We start from the raw sequence: 22,419 nt of genomic DNA, 5'->3' as shown, positions 1-22,419 counted from the left end.
GTAGTCCGGCGCCCTTGGCTCTCTGGCCAATGATGCGTCCGGCACGTCACATGTCGCCAACCCGGGGCAACGACGATGGGGAGGAAGGAAGACGGCCGCTTGCGGTTCGCGGCCTACAGGGCGGATGCGCGTGTGATCCCGGTGCCGGGCAGATACGCGAAGGCCCCTGTTCCCATCCCTACGCCGGTACGATCCGGATCAGGTTCAAAGGGTCCCCGCGTCTCTCCGCGGATCTCAGCGCCCTCCGGCGCACCCCTGGAACGAAGGCCGCACTGTGCGCGCCCTGGGGCGCGGGTGTCAATGGGTGGGAAAATGGGGCGGTGGGGGAATGGTTGGGGGGCGTTCAGTTCCGCTGGCCGGTTCGCATCAGTCGGCTTGGACGGCGGAGACGGTCTTGATGCTGGGGTGGCCGATGCGCACCCGGTCGATGACGTAGCCGGCCACGGGTATCAGTGAGTCGCCTTGCTGCCGCCAGACGCCCAAGATCATGGCACCTACCCGCCAGCCCAATGTGCCCGGCGCGACGCGCACGGTCAGCGGCCCGTCCTGACTTTGCCAGGTCATCAATGGCGACGACATCTCGAACGCCAAGAAACCACGATAATGCCAGCCGGGAAAGTCTGGCACATCATAGGTCCCTTCCGGCCCCGCGCCGTCCATCTCCTGGGGTGTCAGATTGGACAGGGCGGGGTAAGCGGGCCCGCCAGCCGGATGAAAGGGGCCGGCCTTCGCCCACGGGCTGGCGCCCACCGTGGCCGCCCAACCGGGCGCCGCTTCCCGCAGGGCTTGGCAGACGGGCGCGCTGGCAGTGCAGGAGCCCTCGCCCAGGCGGAAGGCGGCTTGATAGGTCACCTCGATGTTGCAGGAATCGCCCCAGCGACTTTTTCCGGCCAGTCGGATGAACAGGGTTGAGCGTTCAGGGCCGGCCTCTGACCGGACGCTGTCCGCGTTTTGGGTGAAGAACAGGGGCCGTCCGCTGCCGTCCGTGCCGAAGCCGACGGTTTCCGTCCAGCAGTACGGCTGGGGGCGGTTTTCCGGCCGCGGCAGGGCGGGACCGGCTTTCCCGTTGGCGTCCAAGGGAAAGGCGGTGACGCTGACACAATTGGCCGTGCCCCCCGTTGCCGTCACCGCCACATGCGACGCGCCGAAGGGAATGATGGCTATGGCGTCGCCCCGGCGCTGGACCGCCGTTGCCGGCAGCCGATGGCGCCAAGCGGGGCTGAGCTTTTCCTCCGGCGCCGGAAACACAAGCCCGGCCGCGATCATCTGTCGATCCAGGGGAATTTGCAGGGGGGCGTCGTCAGCGGTGCGGGCCAGGGTCAGCGTCGTCGATGCGCGATGGCAAAGCGACGGGTTGTCTTCCCCTTCGCTCAGGGCTGTCAGCGCCGCCTGGCGCAGGATCATGGTCTGGGACAGGCACTCCGCCTCGGTCGACCATCCCACCGTCAGGGGCGATGTCGGCTTGGCGGGTCCTTGGCACAGATGGTCCCGTGTGGCCAGCCAGCGGCGCTGTTCGCCGGCCAGTGCCGCCACGTCCGGGCCGGCCTGGGTCAACACCTGCCTGTAAAGCCGCGCGACCTCCCTGTCCTGGGCCGCCAACTTCGGATCAGCGCAAATCGCCCGTTCGGTTGACGTCTTGGCGGCGGCGCAGTCAAAGCTGGGGCCGCTGGTGGCCGCTTGGGCAATGCCGGAGAGGAACAGGGCGGCGGCGCTCAAAATCGGCAGGCGGGTCATGGTGGCAGGCAACCGGCGGTGGAGGGTGTCGCCAGAATTAAGCATCCCCGCCAGGAACGCCATAGGATGTTGGCGGCGGATGTCAGGGCCCCGCCGCCACCGTCACCGCCGGCACCCCCACCCGCACCTGGTTGATGGTGTAGGCGGCCACCGGAACCAGTGTCCCACCCTCCCGCCGCCAAGCGCCCAGGATCATGGGGCCGGGGCGCCAGTTCAGCATGCCGGGCGACAGGCGCAGGATCAGGGGGCCGCCGGGGCTGTGCCACACCAGCGGCGGCGCCTCCTCCTCGAAATTGGGCAGGCCGGTGTAGGTCCAGCCCTTCACGCGCGGAATGGTCAGGAAGGCGGGGACGAAGGGGCCGGTGTAGGGGGCCAGGCCGTCCAGGGCGGGATAGTCGGGGCGGCCCGGCGGATGGTCGGCGCCGATGGACCAGGGGCTGGTGGCCAGGGCGGTGGCCCAGCGCGGCGCCGCCTCGGTCAGCGCCTTGCAGGTGGCGGCGTCGGCGGCGCAACGGCCGTCGCCCAGGCGGAACTCGGTCTGGTAGGTCGCCTCGATGCGGCAGGCCGCGCCCCAGCGGTCGCGGTGCACTTGGTGGATGCGGATCTCGGCGCGGATGGGGCGGGCCATGGGGCGGCTGGGACCGGAATCCTGGGCGAAGAAAACCGGGATGCCGGTGGCGTCCAGGCCGAAGCCGGCGCTTTCCGACCAGCAATAGGCCGGCTTGTCCGCCGGGTGCGGCTCGGGCGGCGGCAGGGCGGGGCCGCCATTGCCGGCCGTGTCCAGCCAATGGACGCTGAAGCTGGTGCAGGAGGCGGCATCGTCCAGCGCCGTCACCGCCACATGGGCACGGCCGAAGGGCACCACGGCCATCTGGTCGCCGGCGTCCTGGGTCGCCTCGGGCGGCAGCCGGTCGCGCCACGCCTGGGTCAGTTCCTGCTCCGGAGCCGGGGTCAGCAGGCCCGCGCCGATGAGCTGCTCATCCAGATCGCCCACGGGCGGGCCGCCGTCCAGGCTGCGCGCGTCGGCCAGGGTGGCGGCGGCGCGCTCGCAGAAGGGCTGGTCCGGTTTGGCCGCCTGGACGGCCAGGGCCGCGCGGCGCAAGGGCAGGGCGCGGGCCAGGCAGGTGCGCGCCCGTTCGTCATCCGCCGGGGTCAGGTCACCGCACAGCCGGTCGCGTGTCGCCAGCCAGCGTGCCTGCTCGGCGATCACGGCCGCCGCGTGGGCGCCCGCCTTGGCCACGGCCAGCCTGTACAACCGCATGATCTCCGCATCCTCGGCCCGCAGCGCCGGGCTGGCGCAGATCATGCGGTCCGTGGGCTTGACCGCCGTGACGCAGGGGGTAGCCGACAAGGCTGATGGCGCCAGCAGGAGGGCGGCGGCGATGGCGGGCAGAACACGGTGTCGGATCACGGGACGGGGTTAACCTGCGTCGTCGGCGGGGCCGACAAGATCAGGCATAACGGCCGCGATTGCCACAGGATCGTTGGGCCTGGGCCCCTATCGCTTGGCCAGATAGTCGACGATGGCCGGAACGTCGCCGGCGTCGATGGGCGCCTTGTAGGTCTGGATCATCTTGTTGACGATTTCCGCCCATTTCGCCCGCGGGAAGGGGGGCTGCCTCAACACCATCCCGGCCGAATGGCAGGTCAGGCAGTTGTTGTTGATGGCCGCCGCGTTGGCGCCGGGAAACTCCCGGTCTGATTCCGGCAGGTCCACGGTCACGGACCGCAGGGTGACACCCCCGGGCCCGGTCACCGTGCTGGTCTTCGGGGCGGCGAGGGCCGGCGTGGCGATACTGGCGGTGGCGAGGCCGGCGGTGGCGATGGCCAGAAGAATCCAGGCGCGGGTCATGGTGCGACCTTCTCCGTCAGGCGGCCGTCAACGTGGTCGTCTCGACCACGTTGCGCATGAAGCCGTTGGGGTTCCAGTTGGCCTCCAGGGGTTGGGCCTCCCCGGCGGTGTTGGTGCAGCGGACCATCAGCCGCACCGGGCCAGCGGCCGGGCCGGGGGCGGTGAGGTGCCATTGGCGGAAGCTGTAGCGCCCCTCGTCCCGGTCCAGGTGCGCCCGGCGCCAGGTGGCCCCGCCGTCGGCCGACACCGCCACCGCCGCCACCCCCTGGTCACCGCCGAAGGCCAGGCCGCGCAGGGCCAGGGGCTTGCCCGCGGTCACCCGTGCGCCGTCCATCAGGTTGGTGATGAAGGAACGCGGCACCATGCGGTTGATGGGAACCTGGGCGTAGCCCGTTTCCCCCGGCGTCACCGACGCGTGCGGCGTGTCCGGGATGCGGTAGGCGACCTTGGTCCAGTACTGGTCGTCGGCGCTGGCCAGCACCTCGATATCGCACAGCATCTTGACCCAGTAGGTGGAATACCAGCCCGGCACCACCAGCCGCAGGGGGAAGCCGTTCAGCAGGGGCAATTGCTCGCCGTTCATCTGGAAGGCGATCATGACCTCGCCATCCCGGGCGTGGTCGATGGCCAGGGATTTGCCGAAGGCGGGGGCGTCGGGCACCACCGGCTCATCCAACCCCCGGGCGCGGATGGCCACGGCGCCGGCCTTGACGCCGGCCCGGTCCAGCACGGCCTTCAGCGGCACGCCCACCCAGCGGGCGTTGCCCATGGCCCCATGTCGCCATTGCGCCCCGGCGACGCGGGGGGTGAACAGGCTGCGCGAATTGCCGGAGCATTGGTTGACCGCCGCGTATTCGATGCGCGGCATGGCCAGCAGGTCCCGCAGGCTTGGGGTCAGGGGGCGGTCCACATGGCCGTGCACCGTCAGCGTGAAGGTGGCCACATCCACCTGCTCGGGAATGCCTGCCCAGTGCCAGCGGACGAAGAAGCGGTCGTTGGGGGTGAAGACACCCTGGTCGAACACCTCGAACGGCGTCTCCAGCAGGGGTGGGCGGGTCCGCTGCAGGATCATCCGCCCCTTTTGCGGGAAGGCGGAGGTGAAGACGGTGTCATCCGTCTCACGGGCTAGGGCGCCCAGCGCACCCCCGGAGGCCGGCAGCGCCCCAAGGGCCGCCGCGCCCGCGATGAATCCCCGTCTGCCGATCATGGGGAACCGATAGCCGTGGCCCATGGTCCCGACCTCCTCAATTGGGTGGCGCCATGGCCGGAACCATCGGTCCCGGCCTGGATGCTGCCCCCATTGAGACGGAGAACAACCGATCTATCCAACGCTCAATTTGCGTTGTACCGTTCGGTTAAACAGAACAATCTACTGTGGACCGAGGCGGTTCGTCAGCCCGGGTTCTTCTTGTAGGCGTCGATGACGCCGTTCCATTCCTCGATCACGCCCTTGTGCTCGGTCATGGCGTCGGTCTTGGCCTTGTCCAGGCACTTCAGGTAGGCGGTCATCTTGGTGGTGTAGTCGGTCACCTTCTTTTCCGCCGCCTCCATTTCCGGCCCCTTGGTCTTCTTGCCGGGGGGCAGCTTGGGGCGGTCGGGGCGGGTACAGGCGGGGCCTTGCGCCGCCGCCGGCAGGGCGGTGGCGATGACGGGGGTGGCGGCCAGCAGGGCGGCCAGGGCCAGGGTGATGCGGCGGGTCATGTCGATAGATTGATCAATGTTGACGATGAGTCGGCGGATGGAATCACGCTCAGCCGCGCGCCAGGTTTTCCCGTGCCAGGTTCTCCAGGGCGTGGGCATAGGGGCTCAGGTCATAGCCCTGGCGGCCGGCGGCCGTGATGATGTCGTTCACCGGGGTGCCGCTGGCGGCGGCGCCCAGCGACCACAGGATGGTGCTGCGCGTGCCGGACCGGCAGTGGGCCAGCACGGGGCCCGGCAGCTTGGCCAGGGCCTCGGCGAAGGCGGCGGCCGTCTGCGGGCCCAGGTTCATGTTGTTGACCGGCAGGTAGACGTAGTCCAGGCCGGCCTCTTTGGCCAACTCGGCGGCACGGGTGGAGGTCAGCTGGCCCGGTTCTTCGCCGTCGGGGCGGTTGTTGATGATGGTGCGGAAGCCCAACGCCTTGGCCTGGGCGATATCCGCCTCTTCGATTTGCGGTGCGACGCTGAGGCTGTCGGTCAGGGGGCGGGGGGTCAGCATGGGGGGCTCCGGTCATGGGAACGGGCGGAAAGGTCGGGGTGAAGCTACCCCCATTCCCCCGTCCGGTTCCAGTATCTGCTTACGTCAATGGATTCTCGAGCGACAAGGCCGGCGACCGCCGGCCCGGGGTTCACAAGCTGGCGCCGGCCGCCTGAGGGAACTGACAGGCCCTCAGCGCTGGTCCTTCACCACCTCGCCGCCCTTGATGACGACGGGGATGTGTTCCAGCAGGGTCACGTCGGCCAGCGGGTCACCCTTCACCGCCACCAGATCGCCATAGCGGCCCACGGCCACGGCGCCGATGTCCTGGGTGGTGCCCATGGCCTCCGCCGCGTTCCGGGTGGCGGTGCGGATGGCCTCCAGCGGCGTCATGCCCCACTGCACCATCTTGGCGAACTGCTTGCCGTTGTCGCCATGGGGATAGACGCCGGCATCGGTGCTGAAGATCATCTTGACGCCGGCCTTGACCGCCTTGGCGAAGTTCTCGCGCTGCACGCGGCCGATCTTGCGCTCCTTCTCCAGGCTTTCGGGCAGCATGCCGGCCTTCGCGCCCTCCGCCAGGATGTAGTCGTCATCGTAGATGTCCATGCCCAGCCAGGTGCCGCGCTTCTTGGCCATCTCGATGCCCTCGTCGTCGATCAGGCTGGCGTGCTCGATGGTGTCGATGCCGGCGCGGATGGAGGCCTTGATGCCGTCGGTCCCGTGGGCGTGGGCGGCCACCCTCATGCCCAGGGCGTGGGCCTCCTTGGCGATGGCGTCCAGCTCCTCCTGCGTCAGTTGCTGGGCGCCGGGGCTGTCGCCCTTGGACAGCACGCCGCCGGTGGCGCAGACCTTCACCAGGTCGGCGCCGAACTTCTTGACCCAGCGCACCTTCTGCACCATGGCCCAGGGGCCGTCGGCCACCCCCTCGCCCACGCGGCCATAATCGGCGGGCAGCAGGTTCTCATCGCAATGGCCGCCGGTGGCGCCCAGCAGGGGGCCGGACACCTTCATGCGCGGGCCGGGGACCAGGCCGCTGTCGATGGCGTTGCGCAGGGCCACGTCGGTGAAGCCGTCGGCGCCCACGTTGCGCACGGCGGTGAAGCCGGCCATCAGTGTCAGCCTGGCGTTGGCCACGCCGGCGATGGCCTTGTCGGCCGTGCTCACGCCCAGCGATTCATACCCGTTCCAGGTGGGCTGGATGGTCAGGTGGGTGTGCATGTCGATCAGGCCCGGCAGCAGGGTCAGGCCGGGCAGCGCCACCGTGCGCGCGTCGGCCGGGGCCGTCACCGCGCCCTGAATGCCCACCGCCGCGATACGGCCATCGACGATCAGCACGGCCGGCCGGTCCACCACCTTGCCCGACAGCACGTCCACCATGTGATCCGCCGTCACCAGCACCGCCTCCGCCTGGGCGGCGCCGGCGGTGGCCAGCAGGCCCAGGGCCAAGGCGCCCAGGCCGGCCATCAGGCGCCGGGCGGGCTTCGGCCAGGCGGACTTCGGAACGGTCGTGCGATTGGACATGATGCGGAGAACCCCTGTCGATTTGGATTTTGGATATTCGTTGCGGCGAAAGGTGCCGTTCCGTTCCCGGGCCGTCAACGTGACAATTGGGGTGACAATCGGGTGGGGTGACCATCGGGCCGTCCGCGCCTTCCGTCCGGCCCAAGATTAAAATTCTGTCATGACATTAAAAAAATGTCAGGAAGCGGCGACAGGTTGGCGCCGTCCGCGCGTGAAAGGGGTGTGGCGACCGAAAAACGGCCGCCCCTCTCAAAGCCCAGCGCAAAGGCGCGGGCTTCCTCTCCTTCTCCCAAATTGGGGTTCCATATCCGTCCGGGTGCCATCCAGGCGATCCCCGGGCGCGACGGAGGCATCCACCGACCGGCCAGTGGCGAGAGGGCCGGGCGGATGGGCCACCGAAGCGCCGGGAATGTCAGTCGCGATGGGGTTCGGGGACCTGCCGCCGCCCTCGGGCGGACGGGGCCTGCTCCGTGTCGCTGTTGGCGGCGGCGGGCGATGCCGGCTGGGCGGGTGGTGCCGAAACCGGCTTAAAAAAACGACCGGCGGCCGGGCGGGCACCCGATCCGGCGCGGTGTCAGGTGGGGGGGCCAATCCTTCAGGGCGGCGGCGACCAGCCTGCGCTCCACCCGCTCCATCATGCCGGGTGGCGGCTCGAGCTCCGGCCCATCCTGGGCGACCAGCCGCTCCAGGCGGCGCATCTCGCGCACACGGGCCCGCGCCTCGGCGGAAGATAGCAGGAACGCCACGACAGCCCGCTGCTGCTCGACCGGCCATGCGCGCAACTGCGCCCCGTACTGGCACAGCAGGTCGTCGAGTTCCTCAGGCGTCATCAAATGCATCCCGCGGCCGTATCGCGGTCTTGCGGAAAGCGGAGCGAAGGCGCTGGCGTGCGCGCTTCAACAGGGCCTCCGCCGCCACGACGGTAGTGTTCATGGCCGCCGCCACTTCGGCTGCGGACATCGATTGGTCGTAATATAGGGCCAGCGCCACCTGCTGACTAGCCGGAAGTCGTTGCCGGGCTGTGTGCAGAACTGTGGCCAATTCCTTTTCCAGGACGATTTCGTCAAAGCTTTGACTGTCGTCCATGATGTCTTCGGTCAGTTCCAATGTATTTTCCGCCGGCCGGCGGCGGTAGTCGATACAGCGGTTGATGACGATGCGGTGGATCCAGGTGGTGAACTTGGCGCTGATGGGCTGCCAGGTTTCCCGGTGGTTCCACACCTGCAGGAAGGCGTCCTGCACCACGTCTTCCGCGTCGCTGTCGTTGGGCAGGATACGGCGGGCCACGGCGTACAGGCGGCGGAAATAGCGGCGGATCAGCAGGCGATAGGCGTCGACGTTCCCCGTTTTCAGCAGGGCCATCAGCATCTCGTCCGTGGCGTTGGCCAGGTCGGCGCCGTCCAGGATGGGGGTCAACACCGGCGCCAGCACCGTAAGGCTGGCTCCACCCCCGGCGGCCAGGCCGCGAGTGTCCCGTGCCCCGGCGTCCAGGGTCGCCCCGGCGGGGATGCCGTGCGAGTAAGGGGAGCTCGTCATAATCACCGCCATCTGTTTCTTGGCCCCTCCGAGGGCGCTGCCGTCGCCCTGGATTCTCATGGAATTTGCACGCTGGCCCCAGGACGGTCCCCACCCCGCCCGGGCCTCGTCCCGCGATCCCGCCCCGCGCAGATCCCCGGACGATGTGTATTAAACGGTACAGAAGCCGTTACCTGTTCCTGAAACCTGGCCCTGTGACCGCATGCCGCCCTTCATTTTCTCAGGTCCGGGGCGGACGCGCCCATAGCCGGCGGTGCAGCGCCAGCCGCTCCTGGATGCGGCGCACCCGGTTGGGCACGTCGCGTCCACCGGCCGCCCGGCCCAGCGCCATGATGAAGGCGCCATAGAGCTGGCTCAGCGCCTTGCCGCTGGGACCGCCCACCTGGTTGGTCATGACGACCTGCAGGCCGGTGTAGATGCGGATGGCGTGGACGATGTCGGCATGGAACTGGTCGAACTGGCCGTCGGCGGCGTGGCGCTCGGCGGAGGTGCACAACTGCAACGCCCGGTCCTGCAGCGCCTCCACCAGCTTGTGCGGGGGCAGGGTCTGCTTGGCCGATCCGTAGGCGCTGGTGGCGCGCTGGAACGCGGTGTGGTTCATGGCCGCTCTTTTCAACTCTCTGGAGGAAGGGAATGTCCGATGCCCCCCGGGCTGGCGCCGGCGGGATCGCGGGCGTCAACTACTGCTGCTGTTGCTGGCGTCGGAATACGCCTTCAGGGTCTTCAGCAAGGTGGCCGCCGTCTGCGCCTGCGCTTCCAGTTGGGCGTAGTAGGTCGCCAACTGGGTGCCATAGGCTTCCGCCTGGCTGCGGATGTCGGCCGCGTTGCTGGTCAGGGTGGTGTCGTAGTCCGTCAGGTTGTCGATCAGGTTCTGTAAGGTGCCGGTGTCCTTGTCCCCCGCGGTGTCGGACGTGTTGTAGATCAGGTCGGCCAGGCCGCTGCTGGTGCTTACGCTGACCGTTTCGCTCTGGGACCCCAGATAGACCAGCGTCATGCCTGCATATGCCGTGCCATCCTTGCCGATGATGCGGGTGCCGCTGATGGTGAACAGCGACGTGTCGCCACCGACGCCGGCGGACGCGATGCTGCCGTCGGCGTTCATGGTGATGTCCAGGTTGAAGTTCAGGCTGTCGGTGCTGTCGGGGGACCGCAGCATCGACAGTTCGGTCGAGGAGGTCGAATAGTTGAAGCCCAGGAGGGTCTCGAGATCGTCGAGATTGTCGCTGAGCGCGCTGTCCAGCGTGGTGCTGTCGATGGCCAAGGTGTTGTCGCTGTTGAAGGAAAGCCCCAGGGAGGAGATGGAATAGGTGCCGTCGGTCAGGTTCAGCGCGTTCTGCAGGGCGGTGGAGATGGAGCGCACCTGGCTGTCGGCGAACAGCACTGCGGAGCTGGCCGGGCCGCCGTCGGTGCCCGTGGCCTGCTGGGTGGAGATGAAGTTGCGGACGGCGTTGTAGGCCGTGACGAAGGTGGAAATGCCGCTCTTGATGGCGCTGAGGTTGGCCGTCAGCTCCATGGTGATGGTGGAGCCTGTGCCGGTGCTGCTGTCGTAATCGCTGGAATAGAGGTCCAGCGTCACCCCGGACAGCACGTCGCTGATGACGTTGCTAGAGCGCTGGATGTCGATGCCGTCGACCTCGATCTCCGATCCTTGGGCGGCCGTCAGTTCGTCGGCATAGCTGCCGTCGCTGCTGGTGACGCCCAGCGAGGTCAGGATGCCGCTGCTGTCGTTGCTGAACTCGATGGCCTTGCCGGTGTCGGTGGCCGTCAGCACCAGTTCATAGGCGCTGTCAGACACCTGGATGATGCTGGCGGAGACATTGGTGGTGTCGGTCTGCTTGTTGATGGCGGCGGCGACGTCCTTCAGGCTGTCCGTGCTGGCGACGCTGATTGTCGCGGTGGACCCGTCGGCCAGGCCCAGGGTGAAGGTGCCGGACAGGTTCAGGGCGCCGGTCTGGCTGGTTTGCGTGCTGCTGCCCAGCTTTTCCGCCGTCGCCAACTGCTTGATGACGATGGTGTGGGTGCCGGTGGCGGTGCCGTCATCCACCGACACGCCCAGCATGTCGCTGGCGGAAACGGTGGAGCTGCCGCCGGACAGATAGGCCGTGCGCTCGGAAAACAGGTTGGTGCTGGAGCTGTCCACCGGGTTGGACAGGGCCTCCGCCGCCGTGGCCAGCGTGTTCAGCAGCCCCTGGAAATCCTCATAGGCAGAGATCTTGGACTCGTTGTCCGAGATTTCGCTGTCGATGGTGTCGGCCCTGGCCTCCTTCGCGGCCACCGCCGCGGCCACCAGGGCGGAATAATCCAGCCCCGTGACGGACGAGGCCGAGGAGGATGTGCTGGCCGTCGATGTGCTCGACGTGCTGCCGGAAATGGTGGACACCGCCATGATCGATCCCCTGGCCTAACCTTCTCCTTTCCCGCGGACCGGGGGCGCCTGTCGCCAGGCGCCCCCGTCGCTCAGCCTTACTGCAGCAGCTTCAGCAGTTCGGACGGCAGCTGGTTGGCTTTGGCCAGGGCGTTGATGCCGGCCTGGACCAGGGTGTCCTCGTTGGACAGCTTGGTCTGTTCCGACGCCACGTCGACGTCCATGATGGCGGACTGCGCCGCTTCCTGGTTCTCGATGGAGGTCGAGATCATCTCGCCCTGGTACTCGAAGCGGGAGATCTGGGCGCCCACCTTGGCGCGGGCCGTGGACAGCGCGCTGATGGCCGACTTGATGGTGGTGATGGCCGAGGTGGCCCCATCGGACGTCGACACGCTGGAGCCGGTCAGGCCCAGCGAGCTGCTGTCCACAGTGGTCAGGGTGATGGTGATGGTGTCCGTGGTCGCCGTGCCCACCAGGAAGGTGACGCCCGAGGACCAGGAACCGGTGCCGTCCAGCAGGCTTTGGCTGTTGAAGCGGGTGCCCGTGGAGATGCTGTCCACTTCGTCCGTCAGCTGCTGGTATTCGGCGTCGATGTAGCCGCGTTCCGTGTCCGTCACGGTGCCCGAGACGGATTCGGTGGCCAGCGATTCCATGCGCTGCAGGATGTCGGAGATGCGGGCCATGCCGCCGTCCGCCGCCTGAAGAATGGACTGGCCGTTCGAGGCGTTGGTCGACGCCTGGTTCAGCATGGTGACGTCGGACTGGATCTTGGTGCCGACGGCCAGGCCGGCGGCGTCGTCCGACGCCTTGGTGATGCGGGACCCGGACGCGATCTTGGAAACCGAGGACGATTCCGCCTCGGAGTTGGTGTTCAAGTAACGCAGGGCGGAGTTCGCCGCTGTGTTGGTGGTGACGACAGGCATCATGGACCTCCATGTGGTTGGCGAGAGGTTCGTGGGGCGGCCGCCTTTTGCGGCCGGGCCGTACTTCCCCTCACACGGTTCAACGGCAGGTCAGATGAAAGCGGGCGCACTTTTTTTCGCTATTTTGCGAAAAGTTCAGGGCCGTCACATGTAGTTCGCCAGGCTCATCTTCTGCGACGCCGCAATAGCCTGCATCGTCGCCTCTAATGACGTCTGTAGCGTTGTCACTGTTGTTGACACCTCCGCCAGATCGACACTTTTCAAGTCACTGCTCTGGGTGCTGGCGAAGGAATTTATATCGGACAGGTGACTGGATGCCTTCTGTATTCTGGACGATGTGTCCGACAATGTTTGGCTGATGTCACTCAACCCGTCGGAGGCGTCGTTCACCAAATCCAGCGCGGTGGTCAGGGTCGTGTCGTCCAGCGGGTTGGTGTTGCTCACCATGTTCAAGGCCCGCATCAGCTTCTCGATGGACGGGTCGTTGGCGGTGACGCCGTAGCTGACGCTTTGGGTGGCGGACAGGCGCACCGTGGCCAGGGTGTCGTTGCCGCTGTAATAGCTGGTGTCGGCGCTGCTGGACGATGTCTGCGCGGGATATGTCGAACTGTCCACCGACACCGGCGCGTGGTTGGTGTCGCTGCCGCCGAACAGGTACTGGCCGCCATAGGTGTCGTTCAGGATGGACGCCACATCGGTCAGCCAGCCCGACGCCTCCTCCTGATAGGTGGACCGGCTGGTCTGGTCGGTGGACATGGCCTCGCTGATCGCCGTCTTCAGGCTGGTGGCGATGCTGGAGATGCTGGTGATGTCGGAGGAGATGGCGTCGATCTTGGTGACGGCGTTGTCGGCGTTGGTGATCAGGGTGCTGGAATAGCTGACCTCGCTTTCCAGGTTCACCAGCAGCTTGACGTTGCCCCCGGCGGTGGACAGGCCGGCGTAGGTGGTGGACTTGGCGCTGGTCAATTCCTGCACCTCCGCGCTGTTCAGCGCGGATTCGTTCTTCAGCATGTACTGGACAAGGGCGCTGTGCGCGCCGGCGGTCGATATCCGGTTCATCGGTGGGCCCCTCAGTTGACCATCTCGATGGTGGCGGTGAACATTTCCTGCAGCGTCGACATGATCTTGGCGGCCGCCTGGTAGGCCTGCTCCAGGGTCGAGACCATGGCCGTCTCCTCATCCAGGCTGACCCCGGACTGGGAGCTGAGCGCCGTGGTGGCGTCATCCAGGGTGGAACTGGCGGTGTCGGCCTTGGTGCTGGCGGTGGACGCGGCGGTGGCGGCGCTGCTGATGATGGTGGAGGCATAGCCCGACAGGGTGGTCGTGGCCTTGGCCAGGCCGCCGGCGCTGCTGAAGCTCTGCTTGCCGGTGAAGGCGTCCTCCAGCGCGGTGATGGTGCTGACGTCGCCCGAGGTGATGGCGCTGTCGCCCACGGCCAGGCTGCTGCTGTCCGACAGGGTGCCGGTGGGCAGCAGCGAGCTGTCGGCCGACAGGCTCGCCTTGACCGCGATATCGCTGGCGTCGGTGCCGGTCAGCACATCGTTCAGCCCGAAATAGAGCGAGGCCCCTTCCTTGTCGGTGCCGACGCTGCTGTCCATCTCGTTCACGGCGATGCCGTCGCTGCTGTCGGCGGCGGCGATGGTCAGGTGGCCGTCGCTGGTGATGCTGGCGGTGAAGGTGCCGCTGGCGTTGATGGTGTCCAGCAGATCCTGCACGGTGGACACGCCGCTGAGATCAACATCCAGTACGGCCGCCGTGTCATCGTTACTGTCCACCGCCACTAGGCGCAGCGTGCCGGTGGCCGAAAGGCTGTCGCTGGCGCTGACCGTCGCCGTGCCGGTCAGCGAGGTCGCGGCCGGATAGCTGGTGCCCTGGTTGGACACGGTGTTGACCGTGGTGATGAGGGTGCTGGCCAGGTTGTCCAGGCGGCTTTGCTGGTCCACCAGGGTATCGTCACGCAGGGTGATCAGCCCGCCGATGGCGCCGGACTTGACACTGCCGGTGATGTCCGTGCCATCCACGCTCAGCGCGCTGAAGCCCGTGGGGTAGGTCGTGCTGGCGTCGACGCTGCCGGCGGCGGTGTAGCTCAGCGTGTGCGCCGTGCTGCCCACCAGCACCTGGCCGGACGTGGTCGACACCTGCATGGCGCCGGTGCTGTCCACCGTGTAGCTGACGCCCAGATAGCTGGACAGGGTCTTCAGCTGGCTGTCGCGCTGATCCTCCAAATCGGCGGTGGATTGGCCGGCGGCCTTGGCGGCGACGATTTGCTTGTTCAGGCTGGCGATGGTGGTGATGGCGGTGTTGGCCGAATCCACGTCGCTGGCGATGTCGCTGTCGGCCTGGGCTCGCAGGCCCTGCACCGTGCTGGATGCCTCGGAAAGGGTGCTGGCCATGGTTTCCAGCGCGGTCACGGTGGAGGATTTGTCCGTGTCGGTGCCATTGCCCGAGGCCAGGGTGGACAGGTCGCTGGTCACCGTGTCGATGACGTCGGCGATGGAGGTGCTGCCCGACACCGTGCCGTAAGCCGTGTCCACATTGGCCATGTAGCTGCTGATCACGCTGGCCTGGCTGCTGGCCGAGGTGGAGGACACCACCTGGCGCAGCAGGTACTGGTCCACATCCCGCGTGACGCTGCTGACGCTGACCCCGGACGCCTGGCCGTTGACGGTGACGGCCGTCTCGTTGGCCGTCTTCTTGGTATAGCCGTCGGTGCTGGAATTGGCCGTGTTGGCGCTGGTGACGGTGATGGCCGTCTGCGTGGCCGTCAGGGCGGACTGGGCTATGGAACCGGCGGTGCGGAGCGACATGGCGGGGCCCCTTCCTCAGGCGGTCAGCTGCACGCAGTGGCGCGCCTGGTGGCTGTCGACGCGCACCTGGCGGCCCCGCGCGGGGTAATAGCCGCGCACGTCCTGCGCCCGTTCCCGCGTCACATGCAGCAGGCCCTGCAGGCGGGACCGCCGGCCCTTCAGCTCCGCCGCCATGCCGGCCTGCAGCGCCGCCATCTCCGCCATCAGGCCCTGCAGCTGGGGCGCCCAGTGCTGGCCGGTGGCGGCACGGCCCTGCGCGCCGCCCTGGGCGGCGCGGGACAGGGTGACGCGGGCCACGGCCTCCGCCTCGCGCAGGTGCTTCAGCGCGGTGTACATGGCGCGCCGCCGGTCCAGGCTGGCCTCCGGCTGGCTGGCCGCGGCCTGGAAGGCGGCGAAGGCCTCGATCAGCGCCGTCGGGAACTGGGTCCCGCCCGGCGGCGGTGCGGGCAGCGTCACGGCCTCCGGCTGGGGTGCCGGCGCCACGGCGATGGTGGGTTCGGGTGCGGGCGTGCCGAACAGGCGGGAGAAGAGGCTGGTCATCGCGTACCCCGGCGGTAGGAGGGCAGGTAGGCGTTGTTGAGCGCCCGCGAATACAGGGTCAGGGCCCGCGCCCGCTGCTGCTGCGCCTCCACCAGGGGGCGCAGGTCGGCGAGCGCCTGCTCCAGCCGCTCCTGGTAGCGCATCAGGTCGTCGATCAGGGCCAGCCGGGCGGCCTGGCGGATGTGGCCACCCACCCGCACGCCGGGCGTCAGCGCCGACCGCACGGCGGCGTTCAGCCGCTTGCCCTCGCGCAGCAGGCGCTCCAGGCGGTTGGCGTCGAAGGCGGGACCGACGGGGGCAGGGCCGACAGGGGTGGGGGCCGCGGGCGCGGCGGCGGGGGTGATGGATTGGGCGGTGAGAAGGGCGAGGTGGTTCATGGCTGGGTCCTCACCGCTTGGCCTGCAACAGGGTGTCCATCATGTCCTGCGCCGTGGACACCACCTTGGCCGCCGCCGAATAGGCCTGCTGGGCGTAGATCATGCGGCTCAGTTCGTCCGACGTGTCGACGTTGGAGCTTTCCAGCGATTTGGACTCGATGGTGCCGGCTCCGTCGCTGCCCGCCTCTTTCAGGGAATAGGCCCCAGAGGCGGTGGACTGGGCGTAGGTCTGGCCGGACACGGCGGTCAGGCCGTCGGCGTTGGCGAAGGTGGCCACCGGGATCTTGTAGACCGTTTTGGACTGCCCGTTGTCGAAGTTGGCGACGACGCTGCCATCGGTGTTGATGTCGACGCTGGTCAGCGTGCCCTTGGCATAGCCGTCCTGCTTGGGCGTGCCGGTGGTGGTGATGCTGGGCGTGGTGGAGCCGCTGGCATACTGGGTGATGGAACCGCTGCCGCTGTTCTCGCCATAATCCAGGGTGATGGAGCTGTCGGTCGCGCCGCTGCTCCACCCCGAGATACTCAAGGTTATGTCCGTGGTGGGCGAGGCCAGCGAGCCGTCGCTGTTGAACACCAGGCTGACGGGCGTGCCGCTGCTGGTACCGGTGACGGTGGACCCATCGGTGGCCGACACGGGATTGGACGCGTCCAGTTCCCAAGTGTTGGTGCCGGTCTTGGTCCAGGTCATGGTGACCGTGCTGCTGTTGCCCAGGCTGTCGTACACCTCCGTATCGGTGGTGTAGCTGCTGCCCACCGTGGCGTCGGACGGCAGGTTCAGGCTGCTGGTCACCTTGGTCGTGGCCTTGGGCGAGCCCGAGATGTTGTCGAGGTTGATCTTCTCCAGGCTGGCGGTGTCGCTGCGGTTGGTGGCCAGGATGTTGCCGCTGTCGTCGGTGGCCCAGCCCTCCAGGTAATACCCCTCGGTGTTCACCAGGTTGCCGCTGTTGTCTTCGCTGAAGCTGCCGTCGCGGGTGTAATAGGACTGGCTGCTGGTGCCGTCGTTCACCACGAACATGCCGTTGCCATCCAGCGCCAGGTTGGTGGTGACGTCGGTGGAGGTGATGTCGCCCTGGCTGCTAACCGATTGGGTCGTGCTGGCGATGACGCCGCCATAGTCGGCGGAGCTGCTTTGGCTGTCCGTCAGCAGGGCGGTGAACGAGGTGTCGGTCGCCTTGTAGCCCGTGGAGGACGAGTTTGAGATGTTGCTGGAGATCGAGGTGAACGCCTTGGACTGGGCGTACAAGGCCGAGGTGGCGGTGTTCAGGGCGCTGAAGATGCTCATGGCCGTGGTTCCTTGGGATCAGAAACGGCGGTTGCCGATGCGGCCGCCACCTCGATAAACGCGTTGGGGATCAAAGAATTGACGTCACGTCGTCCATGCTGATCTCGTAAGAGCCCAGGGACAGCTTGGCCGTGCCGGTGGAGGTGTCGACGCCGGTGACCTTGCCGACGCCGTAGGCGGTGACGCTGCTGGCGGCGCTGTCGGTGGTCGCGGTGATGGACAGGGTGTAGGTGCCCGAGGTGGCGGTGCCGCCATCCGTCTCGGTCCCCTTCCAGGTGATGTAGTTGGTGCCGGCGGTGGTGCTGCCGCTGCCGGAGTAGACGACGTTGCCGCTGCTGTCGCTGACGGTGTAGCTGACGCTGTCCGCCGCCGACGGCAGGGTGTAGCTCCAAATAGCGGAGCCATCCTGCAGGGGGGCCTCATCGCTGTCGGTCGACACCGTCTGGCCCAGGTAGTTGTAGGCCGGATAGCTGCTGGTGAAGCTGCTGAGCGTGCTGCTGATGCCGTCCAGATAGGTGTTGGACGCCTCCTGCGCCTCCAGGCTGGACATCTGCACCAGCTGGGTGGTGAAGGTGCTGGTGTCCATGGGGCTGGTCGGGTCCTGGGTTTCCAGTTCCTTCAGCAGCAGCGACATCATGCTGTTGAAGTCGCCGAGCGTGCTGGAGGACGTCGAGGACGCGGTGGTGCTCGTGCTCGTGGTGCTGCTGGAACTGGTGCTGCTCACTGACGTCATGATCCGACCCCTGCATCCTCCGGCGGCGTCAGGGATCCTGGAACGGGACCCCGGGCCGGAATTGGCTTTCGATCGGTTCAACGCCGGCCCTTACAGAAGCGGGCGCACTTTTTTTGACATTTCCAAAAAAAAGTTCCGGGCCATGAAGTCGTGGGTCGGCGTATATGCTTCCAACGGTCATTGCTGTTCTCAGAAAGCAAGATCATCAATATTTAGGTAGGCAATTTTTTACTGGTTCAGTATTGCCGATAGGCAGTTTCTTCCTAGTTGGCCTCAGCGCGGGGTGGGGGACATTCGCAAAAATGGCGGAAACGCTGGGTTGATGGGTCCCCGCCACACCGGACCCTGGCCGGCAGATTTTGCCCATCCGCACAGGGGCGCCCTCACGCGCGACGGCTTGCCCGCCGCCGCGCGTGAGGAAGGTATTGATGAAAGGGGCGCCATCCCATGAACGCGACGCAGCCGTATGACCAGACGCTGGAGCCGGGGGAGGATCCGTCGCAGGCCGCGGCGGCGTCCCTGCTGGCGGCTGGCCGGGCGGACGCGGCCTGGGCCTTGTGCCGCCCGGTCCTGGCGGCGGGGCTGCGCACCCCGTCCTGGCTGGCCTTGGCCGGACGCGCGCTGCTGGCCCTGGACCGCCCGGCGGAGGCCGAGCCCGTGCTGGCCCTGGCGGCCGGCACCGCCGGTGTTGCCGAGGCGACGACCCTGGGCCTGTTCACCCTGTGGGGTGTCGCATTGCGCCGGCTGGGACGCGTCCCCCAGGCGGAGCCGGTGCTGCGCATGGCCGTGCGCCTGTCGCCGACGGACGCGGTGTGCCGCAGCAACCTGGCGGCCGTGCTGCGTGTGCTCGACCGGCTGGGGGAGGCGGAGGACGAGGTTCGCGCCGCCCTGGACCTGGACCCCGACCTGGTCAACGCGCATGTCAACCTGGCCTCCATCCTCATGGCGCGCGGTGACTTCCACGGGGCGCTATCCGCCAGCCGCCAGGCCCTCGCCAGGGAGGGGGCGCAGGCGGAGGCGCTCTACACCCAGGCCGCCGCCCTGCAGGCGCTGGGCGATGTCGCGGCCGCCGCCGACGCCTGGGCCGTTGGCGTCGCGGCCCACCCGCAGGACGCCCGCCTGGCCTTCGGACGCGCCAACCTGGATTTGGCGCGCGGCGACCTGGCCGCCGGCTGGGCCGGCTATGAGGCCCGCCGGACCGCCGACCCGCAGCGTTTCCGCCCGCCGCCGGCCCTGCCGGCCTGGCGGGGGAAGCGCCTGGACGGCCCCCTGCTGATCTGGCGGGAACAGGGCCTGGGCGATGAGCTGATGTTCGCCAGCTGCTATGACGCCGCCATCGCCGCCGCCGGGTCGGCGGTGGTGCGCTGCGATCCCCGCCTGACGGGCCTGTTCAGCCGGGCCTTTCCCGACGCCCAGGTAGTGGCGCAGGCGTCCGGGGCGGATGCCCCCGCCCTGGCGGTGGGGGCGGCGGTCGCCCAGGTGGCGGCGGGCTCGCTGCCCGGCCTGCTGCGTGAACGGCTGGCGGACTTCGCCAAGGAGGGCTCCGGCGACGGGGCGGGCTATCTGTGGGCCCTGCCGGATTTGGTGGTGCACTGGCGGCGGCGCTTGGCGGCGCTGGACGGCGCCGGTCCCCCCACGTTGAAGGTCGGCCTGTGCTGGCGCAGCGGTTTGGATGTCGAAAGCCGCGCGGGACGCCAGCCGAACCTAGCCGATTGGACGCCCTTGCTGGCCCTGCCGGGGGTGACGGTCGTGACCTTGATGTACGTGGACACGGGCGAGGAGCGCGCGGCCCTGGGACCCAGGGCGCCCCATCACTTTCCCGACCTGGACCAGCGCGATGACCTGGAAGGGCTGGCGGCCCTGCTGTCCGCGCTGGACCTGGTGGTCACCGTGCCGACGGCGACGGGGGAGCTGGCGGGCGCGCTGGGTGTGCCCGTTTGGCGGTTGGCCGGGGAATTGGATGTCACCTGCCTGGGCACCGGGTGCCGGCCCTGGTTCCCCTCGATGCGGATCTTCCGCGCCGGTGCCCGGGGACATCAGGACATCATCGCGGACATCGCGCGCCAGGTTGCGGCCCTGACTGCGCCCCGGTTATGAGCGCGCCCTGGCTTTGGGCGCCCATGACAAAGCACGCCCGGCCGATGACGGCGGGGCGCGCTTTGACGGCGGGCGTCAGCGTCGACGATGCGTCAGGAGGCGTGGCGCAGGGCGTGCGGACGATCGGCGTAGGGCCGGATGTGCTCAGCCCGGCGCGAGCGGTCACGGATGATGCGCAACGCTTCCAGCAGGGTGCGGCGCTGGTGGCTGTCCAGGTCGGCCAGCAGCAGGTCGTTCACCGCCTGGCGCAGGGGCTGCAGCCGGCGCAGCACGGCCAGGCCCTCGGGCGTGGCGGACAAGAGCTTGCGGCGGCGGTCGCTGGGGTCGTCCTCCTGCCGGATCAGGCCCTTGCGCAGCAGCTCGGTCACCGTGGCGCTGATGTGCGGGCGGGACAGGCCGCGGGCGGCGGCGATCTCGGACGAGAAGATGCAGCCCTGGCGGCCGATGCCCAGGTCGGCGCCGGCATAGGCGTCGGCGTGGGGATCGTTGGCCGGCTGGGACGGGCCGTCGTTGAAGTTGCGGTCGCCCGCGACGTTCATCAGAACGGTCCACTGCGGCGCGGTCAATCCGGCCTCTTCCAGCAGGGGCTCGCTATGGCGCACCAGGGCGTTGGCCACGTCGATGACGCACAAGGCGATGGCATCTTCGGCGCGGAAATGGGCAAGGGCGTCGGGCATGGAATGGAACCCCCACATAACTGTTTTCAGGCCCCCACCATGATCCGTCCGACCCACCCCGGCATTGACCAGGATCAATAGCGCTGCGTCCTACCCCAATGGATGAGTTAAAATAGAAACGGGCGGCCGTCGAAGGCGGCCACCCGTTTCGATCAGGACAAACGTGGTTCGAAAGTCCGTATTACAGCGTCCGCAGGTTGCCGGCGGCCGACTTGCCCTTGCGGGGGTCGTGCTGCAGGTCGAAGCTGACCTTCTGGCCTTCGTTCAGGGAGCGCAGGCCCGCCTGCTCGACGGCGCTGATGTGCACGAAGACGTCGGCGGTGCCGTCCTCCGGCTGAATGAAGCCGTAACCCTTGGTGCTGTTGAACCACTTAACGGTGCCGATAGACATGGTGTCTCCTTGAGGGGGTAGTTCCCGGTCCGGTGTCGTCCGCCCCCAAGGGGGCGGCGTCAAACATGACGGGAGCGAACCGGTGGACCGGGCAGGGCTCCGCGACAAATTCGACACCATAGTCATGAAACCCAAGGCGCCGGAGGACAAGCAAGAAAATCCGAACAATACTTAAAGTGCTCGAATGCTTGTCCTGATGGGTAACAAAGTATGGTGGATACATATTACCGGAGCGGCCTTTCGGCCTAAAGGCATAGGCCGCCCGCGCGCTGTCCGATATTAGTGTGCCATCCGCGTGCCGATGCCGAAGACGCGCAGCGCCTCGCGCAATTCCGGCAGGGCCCGCTCCACCACGGCCTTGCCCTCGGCGATGGCCTCGTCCGCCCGGTCGAACTCCAGCAGGCCGATATGGCCCAGGCGGGGCTTCAGGTGGATGTCCGGCGGCTCGCCCGCCAGGCGGGACCGGGTGATGCGGTCCAGCGCGATGCCCAGCGAGGTGGCCATGACGCCGAACATGCTGGGCCCCTCATACTTGGGGGGTTGCGGCCGCGCGCGGCGGGATTGCAGGAAGGTCGACAGGAATTCGAAGTTATGTTTCTGCGGGATGCCCGGCGCTTCCTCGGCCGGCGCCTCCATGTCCTCGGTCGCGGGGGCGGCGTCGGGCGGCGCGGCGGCACCGGCTTCGGCGTCGTGGCGGCTGCGGGTGCGGCCGATGATGTCGGCGTTCAGATCCACCGCCACCACCATGGCGGCGCCCATGGCGCGGCAGGCGGCTACGGGCACGGGGTCGACCAGGGCGCCGTCCACCAGCCAACGGCCATCCACATGGGAGGGCGGGAAGATGCCCGGCATGGCGTAGGAGGCGCGCATCGCCTCCACCACCGACCCGCGGCGCAGCCACACCTCCTTGCCCGTCGCCAGGTCGGTGGCCACGGTGATGAAGGGGCTGGGCAGGTCGTCGAAGGTGGAATCGCCCAGGTGCTGGTTCAATTCGGTCAGCAGCTTTTCGCCGCCGATCAGGCCGCCGCCGCTGCGCAGCCGCAGGTCCAGCAGGCCCAGGATGCGCATCTTCGTCAGGTTGCGCGCCCACTGCTCCAGCGTTTCCAGGTGGTTGCCCAGGTAGACCCCGCCCACCAGCGCCCCAATGGAACAACCGGCCACCACGTCCGGCTGGATGCCGTGCTGGGCCAGGGCCTGCAGCACGCCGATATGGGCCCATCCCCGGGCGACCCCACCCCCCAGCGCCAGGCCGAGCGTGGGGCGGGGCGGATGGCGGTCGGCGTGGCGGTCGGGCATGGCGGTCGAACACTCCAAGGGGGGGCGCCTGGCACTAATGTAGGTGGCGCGGCCGGAAGGCACAGTACCGGCTTCTGATGAGCGGTGAAAGTGGCGCGGGTGGGGCCGG

At 68.1% G+C, this 22,419-nt stretch carries 22 protein-coding genes and 1 riboswitch; of the genes, 1 reads left to right on the top strand and 21 read right to left on the bottom strand.

Going from position 1 to position 22,419, the window contains the following annotated elements:
* Nucleotides 1–156 precede the first annotated feature (156 nt).
* Nucleotides 157–267: riboswitch (TPP riboswitch) on the bottom strand.
* Between the two features lie 99 nt (nucleotides 268–366).
* The 18 genes from UCD39_RS02360 to UCD39_RS02275 form a co-directional block, all read right to left on the bottom strand.
* The gene (locus UCD39_RS02360) at nucleotides 367–1,734 is read right to left on the bottom strand and encodes a lysozyme inhibitor LprI family protein (RefSeq protein WP_330494529.1); all 1,368 of its coding nucleotides are present in this window, start codon (nucleotides 1,732–1,734) and stop codon (nucleotides 367–369) included.
* An 82-nt stretch (nucleotides 1,735–1,816) separates the two neighbouring features.
* Nucleotides 1,817–3,145, bottom strand: a complete 1,329-nt coding sequence (locus tag UCD39_RS02355) for a lysozyme inhibitor LprI family protein (protein ID WP_330494528.1) — start codon at nucleotides 3,143–3,145, stop codon at nucleotides 1,817–1,819.
* A gap of 87 nt (nucleotides 3,146–3,232) precedes the next feature.
* Nucleotides 3,233–3,586, bottom strand: a complete 354-nt coding sequence (locus UCD39_RS02350; protein ID WP_330494527.1) for a hypothetical protein — start codon at nucleotides 3,584–3,586, stop codon at nucleotides 3,233–3,235.
* A gap of 16 nt (nucleotides 3,587–3,602) precedes the next feature.
* On the bottom strand, nucleotides 3,603–4,817 hold the full coding sequence (locus UCD39_RS02345) for a molybdopterin-dependent oxidoreductase (RefSeq protein WP_330494526.1): 1,215 nt from the start codon (nucleotides 4,815–4,817) through the stop codon (nucleotides 3,603–3,605).
* Between the two features lie 161 nt (nucleotides 4,818–4,978).
* On the bottom strand, nucleotides 4,979–5,287 hold the full coding sequence (locus UCD39_RS02340; protein WP_330494525.1) for a hypothetical protein: 309 nt from the start codon (nucleotides 5,285–5,287) through the stop codon (nucleotides 4,979–4,981).
* 49 nt (nucleotides 5,288–5,336) lie between these two features.
* Nucleotides 5,337–5,783: a protein tyrosine phosphatase family protein gene (locus UCD39_RS02335; protein ID WP_330494524.1), complete on the bottom strand. Its 447-nt coding sequence runs from the start codon at nucleotides 5,781–5,783 to the stop codon at nucleotides 5,337–5,339.
* Nucleotides 5,784–5,954: 171 nt separating this feature from the next.
* The gene (locus tag UCD39_RS02330) at nucleotides 5,955–7,286 is read right to left on the bottom strand and encodes a Xaa-Pro dipeptidase (protein ID WP_330494523.1); all 1,332 of its coding nucleotides are present in this window, start codon (nucleotides 7,284–7,286) and stop codon (nucleotides 5,955–5,957) included.
* A 527-nt stretch (nucleotides 7,287–7,813) separates the two neighbouring features.
* Entirely contained in the window at nucleotides 7,814–8,116 is a 303-nt protein-coding gene (locus tag UCD39_RS02325; protein ID WP_330494522.1) for a hypothetical protein, read from the bottom strand.
* A complete protein-coding gene (locus UCD39_RS02320; RefSeq protein WP_330494521.1) occupies nucleotides 8,106–8,822 on the bottom strand; it encodes a sigma-70 family RNA polymerase sigma factor in 717 nt (238 codons plus the stop codon). The genes UCD39_RS02325 and UCD39_RS02320 overlap by 11 nt, the downstream gene beginning before the upstream one ends.
* A gap of 220 nt (nucleotides 8,823–9,042) precedes the next feature.
* On the bottom strand, nucleotides 9,043–9,423 hold the full coding sequence (locus tag UCD39_RS02315) for a flagellar export chaperone FliS (protein WP_145732061.1): 381 nt from the start codon (nucleotides 9,421–9,423) through the stop codon (nucleotides 9,043–9,045).
* Between the two features lie 75 nt (nucleotides 9,424–9,498).
* Nucleotides 9,499–11,109, bottom strand: coding sequence for a flagellar filament capping protein FliD (gene fliD, locus UCD39_RS02310; RefSeq protein WP_330494520.1), 1,611 nt, complete (start codon nucleotides 11,107–11,109; stop codon nucleotides 9,499–9,501).
* 176 nt (nucleotides 11,110–11,285) lie between these two features.
* On the bottom strand, nucleotides 11,286–12,113 hold the full coding sequence (locus UCD39_RS02305; protein ID WP_330494519.1) for a flagellin: 828 nt from the start codon (nucleotides 12,111–12,113) through the stop codon (nucleotides 11,286–11,288).
* 141 nt (nucleotides 12,114–12,254) lie between these two features.
* Nucleotides 12,255–13,169 (bottom strand): flagellin, encoded by a 915-nt coding sequence (locus UCD39_RS02300; protein WP_330494518.1) that lies wholly within the window; start codon nucleotides 13,167–13,169, stop codon nucleotides 12,255–12,257.
* Between the two features lie 11 nt (nucleotides 13,170–13,180).
* On the bottom strand, nucleotides 13,181–14,917 hold the full coding sequence (gene flgK, locus UCD39_RS02295; RefSeq protein WP_330494517.1) for a flagellar hook-associated protein FlgK: 1,737 nt from the start codon (nucleotides 14,915–14,917) through the stop codon (nucleotides 13,181–13,183).
* Nucleotides 14,918–14,932: 15 nt separating this feature from the next.
* Nucleotides 14,933–15,457 (bottom strand): hypothetical protein, encoded by a 525-nt coding sequence (locus UCD39_RS02290; protein ID WP_330494516.1) that lies wholly within the window; start codon nucleotides 15,455–15,457, stop codon nucleotides 14,933–14,935.
* Nucleotides 15,454–15,834, bottom strand: a complete 381-nt coding sequence (locus UCD39_RS02285; protein WP_330494515.1) for a hypothetical protein — start codon at nucleotides 15,832–15,834, stop codon at nucleotides 15,454–15,456. The genes UCD39_RS02290 and UCD39_RS02285 overlap by 4 nt, the downstream gene beginning before the upstream one ends.
* A 10-nt stretch (nucleotides 15,835–15,844) precedes the next feature.
* The gene (gene flgE, locus UCD39_RS02280; protein ID WP_330494514.1) at nucleotides 15,845–17,116 is read right to left on the bottom strand and encodes a flagellar hook protein FlgE; all 1,272 of its coding nucleotides are present in this window, start codon (nucleotides 17,114–17,116) and stop codon (nucleotides 15,845–15,847) included.
* Between the two features lie 70 nt (nucleotides 17,117–17,186).
* Nucleotides 17,187–17,849, bottom strand: coding sequence for a flagellar hook assembly protein FlgD (locus UCD39_RS02275; protein WP_330494513.1), 663 nt, complete (start codon nucleotides 17,847–17,849; stop codon nucleotides 17,187–17,189).
* Between the two features lie 447 nt (nucleotides 17,850–18,296).
* Here UCD39_RS02275 and UCD39_RS02270 point away from each other — a divergent pair, with 447 nt between their 5' ends.
* Entirely contained in the window at nucleotides 18,297–19,946 is a 1,650-nt protein-coding gene (locus UCD39_RS02270; protein ID WP_330494512.1) for a tetratricopeptide repeat protein, read from the top strand.
* Nucleotides 19,947–20,038: 92 nt separating this feature from the next.
* Here UCD39_RS02270 and UCD39_RS02265 read toward each other — a convergent pair whose 3' ends face one another.
* The 3 genes from UCD39_RS02265 to UCD39_RS02255 form a co-directional block, all read right to left on the bottom strand.
* The gene (locus UCD39_RS02265) at nucleotides 20,039–20,623 is read right to left on the bottom strand and encodes a MarR family winged helix-turn-helix transcriptional regulator (RefSeq protein ID WP_330494511.1); all 585 of its coding nucleotides are present in this window, start codon (nucleotides 20,621–20,623) and stop codon (nucleotides 20,039–20,041) included.
* 181 nt (nucleotides 20,624–20,804) lie between these two features.
* On the bottom strand, nucleotides 20,805–21,014 hold the full coding sequence (locus tag UCD39_RS02260) for a cold-shock protein (RefSeq protein WP_040849967.1): 210 nt from the start codon (nucleotides 21,012–21,014) through the stop codon (nucleotides 20,805–20,807).
* A gap of 279 nt (nucleotides 21,015–21,293) precedes the next feature.
* The gene (locus UCD39_RS02255) at nucleotides 21,294–22,310 is read right to left on the bottom strand and encodes a patatin-like phospholipase family protein (RefSeq protein ID WP_330494510.1); all 1,017 of its coding nucleotides are present in this window, start codon (nucleotides 22,308–22,310) and stop codon (nucleotides 21,294–21,296) included.
* Between the last annotated feature and the right edge of the window lie 109 nt (nucleotides 22,311–22,419).

Source organism: Nitrospirillum karajorum, from assembly GCF_036348415.1.
Classification (GTDB): Bacteria; Pseudomonadota; Alphaproteobacteria; order Azospirillales; family Azospirillaceae; genus Nitrospirillum; species Nitrospirillum amazonense_B.
Note: the sequence above shows the minus strand (reverse complement) of the source record. Positions and strands in the feature narration are given on the sequence as shown.

Excerpts from the sequence above, each read along its gene's own strand:
- UCD39_RS02360 (WP_330494529.1), bottom strand. The coding sequence starts at position 1,734 with ATGACCCGCCTGCCGATTTTGAGCGCCGCCGCCCTGTTCCTCTCCGGC.
- UCD39_RS02350 (WP_330494527.1), bottom strand. The coding sequence starts at position 3,586 with ATGACCCGCGCCTGGATTCTTCTGGCCATCGCCACCGCCGGCCTCGCC.
- UCD39_RS02345 (WP_330494526.1), bottom strand. The coding sequence starts at position 4,817 with ATGGGCCACGGCTATCGGTTCCCCATGATCGGCAGACGGGGATTCATC.
- UCD39_RS02340 (WP_330494525.1), bottom strand. The coding sequence starts at position 5,287 with ATGACCCGCCGCATCACCCTGGCCCTGGCCGCCCTGCTGGCCGCCACC.
- UCD39_RS02335 (WP_330494524.1), bottom strand. The coding sequence starts at position 5,783 with ATGCTGACCCCCCGCCCCCTGACCGACAGCCTCAGCGTCGCACCGCAA.
- UCD39_RS02330 (WP_330494523.1), bottom strand. The coding sequence starts at position 7,286 with ATGTCCAATCGCACGACCGTTCCGAAGTCCGCCTGGCCGAAGCCCGCC.
- UCD39_RS02325 (WP_330494522.1), bottom strand. The coding sequence starts at position 8,116 with ATGACGCCTGAGGAACTCGACGACCTGCTGTGCCAGTACGGGGCGCAG.
- UCD39_RS02320 (WP_330494521.1), bottom strand. The coding sequence starts at position 8,822 with ATGACGAGCTCCCCTTACTCGCACGGCATCCCCGCCGGGGCGACCCTG.
- UCD39_RS02315 (WP_145732061.1), bottom strand. The coding sequence starts at position 9,423 with ATGAACCACACCGCGTTCCAGCGCGCCACCAGCGCCTACGGATCGGCC.
- UCD39_RS02305 (WP_330494519.1), bottom strand. The coding sequence starts at position 12,113 with ATGATGCCTGTCGTCACCACCAACACAGCGGCGAACTCCGCCCTGCGT.
- UCD39_RS02300 (WP_330494518.1), bottom strand. The coding sequence starts at position 13,169 with ATGAACCGGATATCGACCGCCGGCGCGCACAGCGCCCTTGTCCAGTAC.
- flgK (WP_330494517.1), bottom strand. The coding sequence starts at position 14,917 with ATGTCGCTCCGCACCGCCGGTTCCATAGCCCAGTCCGCCCTGACGGCC.
- UCD39_RS02290 (WP_330494516.1), bottom strand. The coding sequence starts at position 15,457 with ATGACCAGCCTCTTCTCCCGCCTGTTCGGCACGCCCGCACCCGAACCC.
- UCD39_RS02285 (WP_330494515.1), bottom strand. The coding sequence starts at position 15,834 with ATGAACCACCTCGCCCTTCTCACCGCCCAATCCATCACCCCCGCCGCC.
- flgE (WP_330494514.1), bottom strand. The coding sequence starts at position 17,116 with ATGAGCATCTTCAGCGCCCTGAACACCGCCACCTCGGCCTTGTACGCC.
- UCD39_RS02275 (WP_330494513.1), bottom strand. The coding sequence starts at position 17,849 with ATGACGTCAGTGAGCAGCACCAGTTCCAGCAGCACCACGAGCACGAGC.
- UCD39_RS02270 (WP_330494512.1), top strand. The coding sequence starts at position 18,297 with ATGAACGCGACGCAGCCGTATGACCAGACGCTGGAGCCGGGGGAGGAT.
- UCD39_RS02265 (WP_330494511.1), bottom strand. The coding sequence starts at position 20,623 with ATGCCCGACGCCCTTGCCCATTTCCGCGCCGAAGATGCCATCGCCTTG.
- UCD39_RS02260 (WP_040849967.1), bottom strand. The coding sequence starts at position 21,014 with ATGTCTATCGGCACCGTTAAGTGGTTCAACAGCACCAAGGGTTACGGC.
- UCD39_RS02255 (WP_330494510.1), bottom strand. The coding sequence starts at position 22,310 with ATGCCCGACCGCCACGCCGACCGCCATCCGCCCCGCCCCACGCTCGGC.